The organism is Bifidobacterium italicum, from assembly GCF_002286915.1.
In the GTDB taxonomy this organism is placed as follows: domain Bacteria; phylum Actinomycetota; class Actinomycetes; order Actinomycetales; family Bifidobacteriaceae; genus Bifidobacterium; species Bifidobacterium italicum.
Map to the genome: position 1 here is coordinate 1 of NZ_MVOG01000040.1, position 7,854 is coordinate 7,854.

The window sequence follows — 7,854 nt, forward strand, 5'->3', positions numbered from 1 at the left end:
CCACCCGATCGGCGAGGACGTGTGGGTGACGAGCGTCGAGATGGAGGACGAGCTCGTCGCCGCCCTCGACGGGGCCGCGAACCCGGAACACGACCGCTGGCTCACGGTGCGAGGGCGGCTCGCCGGCGACGACGACGGCCGTCCGCTCGTCTCGAGCCCGGTCGACGTCGACGACGGGCCGCTGCGCCTGACGCACGACCTCGCCTTCCACGAGGCCGCATACGCGAGCGCCGCGCAGCTGGGATCGCCGGCGCTCGAACGGCACGACGCGCATCTGCGTTCGACGATCGAAGGCGACTATCAGGGCACGACGTACTGGCGGGGCCGCATCGGCGACGACACGGACGAGTGAGCGGACCGGGGACGCGCCATGGGCCGCCGTCTCATGGATGGGACGGCGGCGCTCGCGCGTTCACGGTCCTGCGTAGAGTGAGGAGCATGAAGCTCACCGACATCACCCCCGCCATCGCGCTCACGCCGCTCGATGGCCGTTACCACGCCCAGACCGCCGAACTCGTCGAATACCTCAGCGAGCCGGCACTCAACCGCGAACGCATGCGCGTCGAGGTCGAATGGATGATCATGCTCGCCAACGGCTACGCCGGCAACGGCTGGAAGCCGATCGTCCCCGGCGTCGAACCGCTGACCGAGCAGGAGCAGGCGTTCCTGCGCGCGATCCCGGAGGAGTTCGGCGCCGAGGGCATCAGGTGCCATGCGGCGCACGAGGCCGTCACGCACCATGACGTCAAGGCCGTCGAATACTACATCGACGACCAGCTCGACAAGGCCGCCGACGTGCTCGGCCACCCCACGCAGCTGACCGGCCTCAAGACGCTCGTGCACTTCGCCTGCACCTCGGAGGACATCAACAACCTGTCGACGGCCCGCTGCGTCAAGAACGCCGTCGAGCATGTCTGGCTGCCGGGCGCCGACGCGATCGTCGACCTGCTCGCCGAGCAGGCGGAGCGCTTCAAGGACCTGCCGCTGCTGTCGCTGACGCACGGCCAGCCGGCCACGCCGACGACGCTCGGCAAGGAGCTCGCCGTCTACGTCTACCGCCTGAACCGCCAGATCGGCCATGTGCGGGCACAGCAGTACCTCGGCAAGATCAACGGCGCGACCGGCACGTTCGGCGCGCATCTGGCCGCCGTCCCGGACGTCGACTGGATCGACGTGTCGCGCGTCTTCGTCGAGGACCGCATGGGCCTGACGTGGAACCCGCTGACGACGCAGATTGAATCGCATGACTGGCAGGCGGAGCTCTACGGCACGATGAGCCACGCGAACCGCATCATGCACAACCTGTGCGTCGACGTGTGGATGTACATCTCGCGCGGCGTGTTCGCGCAGGTGCCGGTCAAGGGCGCGACCGGATCGTCGACGATGCCGCACAAGGTCAACCCGATCCGCTTCGAGAACGCCGAGGCGAACTTCGAGATCTCGTGCTCGCTGCTCGACACGCTTGCGGCGACGCTCGTCGAATCGCGCTGGCAGCGCGACCTGACCGATTCGACGACGCAGCGCAACATCGGCTCGGCGATCGGCTACTCGGTGCTCGCCCTGAACAACCTGCTCGGCGGCCTCAAGTCGATCCATCCGAACGAGGCCGTCATCGCGCGCGAGCTCGACGAGAACTGGGAGGTGCTCGGCGAGCCGATCCAGACGGCGATGCGCGCCTGCGAGCTCGCGGGGCTGCCCGGCATGGACAAGCCTTACGAGAAGGTCAAGGAGCTGATGCGCGGCCATGAGATCGGCCAGCGCGACGTCGAGGCGTTCATCGACTCGCTCGCCTTCGACGCGGCGACGGCCGCGCGCCTCAAGGCGCTGACGCCGGCGACCTATGTCGGCGACGCCGCGAAGCTCGTCGCCCGCGACCGCTGACGGCGCCCCCGCAGGTCGCCGTCAGCGGTCGCGGTCGGATCCGTAAGAGGATCCCGCGACGGCCGGACGGCGGCCTTTTCCGTCCATGGACGCGCGACCCCGCGGCCGTCCCCGTGCCGGCGTGCGCCGTCGCCGTTGTTTGGCAGCCGCTCCCCTAGAATGGTAGGGTTCGAAGACGGCACGACATGGCGGGACGACACCCGCCGCCGCCATCCATGGGAAAAGGACGCCGATGCAAGCATCTGAACAGGGAACGCCGACGAGCCGGCCGCACGCCGATGACGGGCCGCAGGGCGCCGACGTCGTCATCGCGGACAACGAACCACAGCGCGCGCATGTCTTCTCCGACCTGCTCCATGCGGCCGCCGCGCTCATCGCCGGCGTCCTCATCATCGTGTTCGCCGTCTACCTGCGCGGCATCACGCAGGGCGTCGAAAGTGACGCGCACACGGCCGCGCGCGCCCTCGAGTGGCTGCTCGACGTGCCCGCGTCGTTCCTGCAGCAGCTCATCGTCGTGTTCACCGTCGTCAGCGTGCTCATCCAGCTCGTCATCAACCGCGACTGGCTGCGCTCGGCATGCGCGGTCGGCGCGCTCATCCTCGGCTTCGGCGCCGTCTGGGGCGTCTCCTCGCTGCTGTCCTCGCAGGGGTCCGCGATCCTCGTCAACTCGCTGCTGTCGACCGGCACGCACAGCGGTCCGTCGCTGCTGCCCGACTTCTATGCGGCGATAGGCGCCTTCCTGACGGTGGCGGGACCGCGGCGCATGCATTCGACCGTCAAATGGGGCTGGAACGTGCTGCTCGTCGGCGCGCTGCTGCTCGTCGTCAGCTCGTGGGATTCGGTCCCCGGCGTCATCGTCTCGATCTGCGTCGGCCGCGTCGTCGGCCTCATCATCCGTTTCGCCATTGGCACTCCGAACTCGGGCGCATGGGGCGTCCACGTCGTCTCGGCGCTCCGGCAGATCGGTCTCGATCCCGCCGAGCTGCGGCTGCGCGACGACGACGGCGCGCACGACGGCATCCTGCACACCTCGCTCGAGGACGACCTCGTCGAGAACTCGCGCATCTACTCATGCCGCACGAAGGACGGCACGCGCTACGTCGTCTCCGTCCTCGACAACCAGCTGCATGTGACCGGCTACCTCAACCAGCTGTGGCAGCTCATCCGGCTGAGCGGCGTCGCCGTGCGTCACGACCGCTCCGCCGTCAGCGCGACGCACCATCATTTCGCGATGCTGCTCGGCTTGCGCAACCTCGGCCTCGCCTCGATGCACCCCTATGGCGTCGTCGATTCGGGCGAGTCGTCGATCCTCGTGCTCGACCGCGGCTCGGCGCTGCGCCCCGCCGACGCCGACCATCTCGACGACGAGGCGATCGCCGGATACATGGCCTACCTGCAACGCGCGCACCGGCGCGGCTACACGCACCGGCGCATCACGACCGACGTCCTCGCCCTCACCGGACACGGCGCGCCGGTCATCGCCGGATGGCAGAACGGCGACGACGCGAGCTCGCCGGCCAACGTCTCGCTCGACAAGGTGCAGCTGCTCGCGCTGTGCGCGGCGCTCGTCGGCATCGACCGCACGCTCCGCGTCGCGCGCCGCGTCTGGGGCGACGAGACGCTCGTCAACCTGATCCCCTTCGTGCAGAAGGCCGCCGTGCCCGCCTCCACGCGCACACTCGACGGCTGGAGCAAGACGCTGCTCGAGGACCTGCGCAAGTCCATCGGCGCGCTCGCTCCCGAGGAGGTCTCCGAATCACTCGAACAGGTGACGCTCTCGCGCTTCAGCGCGCGTTCGTTCTTCGCGCTCGCGCTGCTCGTCGTCGCCGTCGTCGTCGTCATCACGCAGATGAACCCGAGCGAGATGATCAAGGCGGCGCGCGACGCGAACATCTGGATGGCGCTCGTCGTGCTGCTGTTCAGCTTCCTCGCCTGGGTCGGCTCGGCCGTCTCGCTAGGCGGTTTCATCGACCCCGACCGCAGGCATCCGATCGGCATCCTGTTCTCGCAGATGGCCGCAGGCTTCACCGCCGTCTCGATGCCCGCGGGCATCGGACCGGCCTTCGTCAACCTGCAGTTCCTGCGCAAGAGCGGCTACCGCAACACCGTCGCCACGGCGATCATGAGCGCCGTCTGGGCCGTGCAGGCCGCCGTCACCGTACTGCTGCTCATCGCCATCGGCATCTTCACCGGCCGCAACTCGCTGACGAGCATGGTGCCGACGAACACACTGATCATGGTCATCGCCGCCGTCGCGCTCATCGTGTCGGTCGCGATGGCGATCCCGCCGGTGCGCAAGAAAGTGACCGACAAGTACCTGCCGCTCGTCAAATCGTACGCGCGCAGCCTGCTCGAGACACTCACGCAGCCGACGAAGCTCATCGTGAGCGCCGCCGGCGGCCTGCTGCTCAACCTGGCCACCGGCTTCGGCTTCTGGGCGGCCCTCGAGGCCTTCGGATACTCGACGAACCCGATCGAGACGACCTTCATCTTCCTGCTCGCGAACACGCTCGGCTCGGCCGTGCCGACGCCGGGCGGCCTCGGCGCCGTCGAGGCCGCGTTGTCGGTCGCGTTCACCGCCGTGGGCGTACCGTCGACGATCGCGATCTCGGCGACGCTCGTCTACCGCCTCGGCTTCTACTGGCTGCGTATCCCGATCGGCGCGCTCGCGATGAAATGGCTCGACAGGCACAATCTGATCTGATTTCGCGCCAGGACCGCGCCCGGGAGGGCGCCGAACGCGAAAAAAGTTCCCGAAACCCTTGTGAAACGCCGTTTTCGCCACATTTATGCGCTAAGATTCATTACTGAACATGTGGTTGAGACGTGCAATGGGCTCAACCCCTGAACCAAGAAGGATGCTCACATGGCATACAACAAGTCTGATCTCGTCACCAAGATCGCTCAGAAGTCCCACCTGACCAAGGCTCAGGCTGAGGCCGCCGTCAACGCATTCCAGGATGTGTTCGTCGAGGCCATGAAGTCCGGCGAAGGCCTGAAGCTGACCGGTCTGTTCTCCGCCGAGCGCGTCAAGCGCGCCGCCCGCACCGGCCGCAACCCGCGCACCGGCGAGACCATCGAGATCCCGGCGACCTACGGCGTGCGCATCTCGGCCGGCTCCCTGCTGAAGAAGGCCGTCACCGAGTGATCGGCTGAATCTGCCGACGGCATCGATACGATGGAGCCCCCGACCAACGTTGGTCGGGGGCTCCATCGTATCGCCTGATCGAGGACGCGCGCCTATACGGTCATGTCGGCGCCCACGCCGCGCGCCCCGTCGACGAGCGCGAGCAACCGCGCGTACCGCGCGTCGCCGACGGCATCGAAGGGGTCGAGGAGCATGACCTCGTCCTTCACCGGCTCCGTGAGACGCAGCTGCGTCCAGTCGCAGGACCACGTCACCGGCGCGGACTCGGCGCGGGTGACGAAGGCGCCGCGCAGCACGGCGCGCGTGCCCGCCGGCGGCGTCGTCACGGCGCGATCGACCTGCGCTTCGTCGCACAGAACGCGCATCATGCCGTGCCGTTCGAGCGACGCGAACAACGCGCCGTTGGCGATGTCATGGTAGTCGAGGTCGAGCTGCGCGAGGCGCATCGGGTCGACGGCGCCGCGGCCGGCGAGCCGGGCCGCGAACCGGCGCTTGCACGCCCAGTCGGCGCGGTCGGCGATCCCCGTCCCCTCGTCGTCATAGGCGAGCGACTCGAGGCCGAGCTCCCAGTCGCCGAGCACATCGTCGAGCGTCGTGAGCGGATCGCCGTCGAAGGACGCGGCGACCTCGTCACGCCGCGCGCGGACGAAGTCCAGCACCGCGCCGAGCACGCGCCGCTGCAGCGCGAGCGGGCTCGCCGTCGTGCCGTCGGCGAGCCGCAGCGCCGCGCGGGGGCCTTCGGCGTCGACGGCGAGATTCGCCTCGACCGGGTCGGCGAGCGCGATCGATTCGAGTCCGGTGCGCTGATCGTGCCGCGCGCCCCATTCCATCAGGCACAGCACGAGGTGAGTCATCGCGAGCTTCATCGTCGTCGCCCACTGCGAGCGGTTCGAGTCGCCGATGATGACGTGCAGGCGCCGGAAGGATTCGGGATCGGCGTGCGGCTCGTCGCGCGTGTTGATCATCGGCCGCGAGCGCGTCGTCGCAGACGAGACGGTCTCGTCGACGAAGGCGGCGCGCTGCGTGACGTGCCACCGCGCGCCGTCGAAGCGGCCGGCGCCGGTGAGGATCTGCCGCGTGATCAGGAACGGCAGCAGCTGCGTCTCGATCCGCCCGAGCGGGACGCCGCGGCGCACGAGGTAGTTCTCATGACAGCCGAAGGAGTGGCCGGCGCTGTCCGCGTTGTTCTTGAACAGATGGACCGTCGCGTCCGGCCCGTGCGTCGCGCGCAGGCGCCGCTGCGCGTCGAGCGCCAGATCGCGCATGATCCGCTCGCCGGCGGCGTCGGCGAGCGTCGCGTCGCCGGGCGTGCGCGCCTCGGCGGTCGCGTACTCGGGGTGCGCCCCGACGTCGAGGTAGAGCCTCGAGCCGTTGGCCAGATAGGTATTCGTCGAGCGCACGCGCTGCATGATCGGCTGGAACATCATCATCGCGACCTGACCGGCGTCGCAGGGTCGCGACGCGCCGGTGACGCTCAGGCCGTACTCGGTCTCGATGCCGAAGATCCTCGCGAAGTCGCCGGCGTGCGCCGAGGCCGAGGCGCCGGCGTGCCCGCGGTTGCCGCTGTCGTGCAGCTGCGGCATCACTGTCCGCCCTTCTGCACGAAGCCGCTGACGTATTCCTCGGCGTTCGTCTCGAGCACCGCGCCGATGTCGTCGAGGATCGCGTCAAGGTCGTCGATTGCGGCGTCGGCGGCAGCCTCATGCGTGGTGCCGGCGCCGATCACGGCATCGTTCTCATGCTGCTCGTCGTGGGCCATGGACTGGCTGTGCTGCTCCTGTGGCATCGTCGTTCCTCCCGTCGGGTCGGGTTTCGTTCTCCGATTGCCACACTACTGCATCGGCTGCATCGGCGAGGCCGGCCTACTGCGCCGGCTGTCGTTCGCCGTCGCCGGACGCGTCGCCGGCGTCCCAGGATTCGACGAGGTAGGGCTTGAGCTCATCGAGGATGAGGCCGTTCGTGGCGACGAGGTTGTTCTCGCTGCGCCAGTGGATCAGGTCGCCGCGCCAGTTGCTCAGCTGGCCCTGCGCCTCCCACAGCACGACGGCGCCGGCTGAGAGCGCCGGCACGTCCCATTTGTGCAGATGCGGCTCGAAGTAGGCGTCGTAGGTGCCGTCGGCGACCTTGCACAGGTCGAGCGACGACGGTCCGATGCGCTTCATGTCGGCGGGCAGGCCGGCGATGTCTCCGACGACCTTGAGCGCGTGACGCGCCTCGGCGGACTTGAACGACATGCCGAATCCGATGACCGAGCCGTCGAGGCTGCGCGTCGTCGACGGCATGATCTTCTCGCGCTTCTCGCCGAGCGGCGTCGTACGCATGCGGATCGCGCCGCTGCGGCGGGCGGCGATGTAGGTCAGCTGCAGCGCCGGGGCGTGCACGACGCCGAGGATCGGCTGCGCGGAGCCGAACTCGTTGAACTCGAACAGCGAGACGGTGACCGACCATTCTGCCATGTTGCGCGTGTAGTTGATGACGCCGTCGATGCCGCCGATGCACCAGTAGCGGTCCCCCGCGTGCCATGCGTCGTCGCGCTCGTCCCAGCGCCCGTTGAACGCGTCCACGTAGGTGAGCCGGTTGTAGATGAACTGGCTGAGGCGCCCGTCCAGTTCGAGTCCGCGCGAGTAGTCGCGCGCGGCCGCGCTCATCTCGGTCAGGCTTCTGGGCGTCACCTGGTTGCTGAGCGCATGCTTGCCGGCGTCCTGGGCGATGCGGGCGACCTGCATCGCCAGGTCGCGCAGTTCCATCGTCATCGTGCCAGTCCTCGTTTCTCGTCGGTTGCGTCCTCACGGCGCGCCGGCGCGTTCATGTCGGCCGGCGCGCCG

The 7,854-nt window shown here is 68.7% G+C and carries 6 protein-coding genes and 1 pseudogene; 4 read left to right on the forward strand and 3 right to left on the reverse strand.

What is annotated here, in order from left to right; translation table 11 throughout:
• The 4 genes and pseudogenes from B1400_RS09720 to B1400_RS08420 form a co-directional block, all read left to right on the forward strand.
• Window positions 1-352, forward strand: a pseudogene (locus tag B1400_RS09720) (alpha/beta hydrolase); the annotation flags it as partial.
• 86 nt (window positions 353-438) lie between these two features.
• Window positions 439-1,881, forward strand: a complete 1,443-nt coding sequence (gene purB, locus B1400_RS08410; RefSeq protein ID WP_095613960.1) for an adenylosuccinate lyase — start codon at window positions 439-441, stop codon at window positions 1,879-1,881.
• 232 nt (window positions 1,882-2,113) lie between these two features.
• Window positions 2,114-4,585 (forward strand): lysylphosphatidylglycerol synthase transmembrane domain-containing protein, encoded by a 2,472-nt coding sequence (locus tag B1400_RS08415; RefSeq protein ID WP_095613961.1) that lies wholly within the window; start codon window positions 2,114-2,116, stop codon window positions 4,583-4,585.
• 162 nt (window positions 4,586-4,747) lie between these two features.
• Window positions 4,748-5,029 (forward strand): HU family DNA-binding protein, encoded by a 282-nt coding sequence (locus B1400_RS08420; RefSeq protein ID WP_022857750.1) that lies wholly within the window; start codon window positions 4,748-4,750, stop codon window positions 5,027-5,029.
• Window positions 5,030-5,121: 92 nt separating this feature from the next.
• On the opposite strand, the gene B1400_RS08425 is transcribed toward B1400_RS08420, so the two are convergent.
• The 3 genes from B1400_RS08425 to B1400_RS08435 form a co-directional block, all read right to left on the reverse strand.
• The gene (locus tag B1400_RS08425; RefSeq protein WP_095613963.1) at window positions 5,122-6,612 is read right to left on the reverse strand and encodes a proteasome accessory factor PafA2 family protein; all 1,491 of its coding nucleotides are present in this window, start codon (window positions 6,610-6,612) and stop codon (window positions 5,122-5,124) included.
• Window positions 6,612-6,815 carry a ubiquitin-like protein Pup gene (locus B1400_RS08430; RefSeq protein ID WP_095613962.1) on the reverse strand — a complete coding sequence of 68 codons (204 nt, stop codon included), beginning with the start codon at window positions 6,813-6,815 and terminating at the stop codon, window positions 6,612-6,614. Before B1400_RS08430 ends, B1400_RS08425 begins: the two co-directional genes overlap by 1 nt.
• A gap of 76 nt (window positions 6,816-6,891) precedes the next feature.
• Entirely contained in the window at window positions 6,892-7,782 is an 891-nt protein-coding gene (locus tag B1400_RS08435; protein WP_407641088.1) for an inositol monophosphatase family protein, read from the reverse strand.
• Window positions 7,783-7,854: the final 72 nt, after the last annotated feature.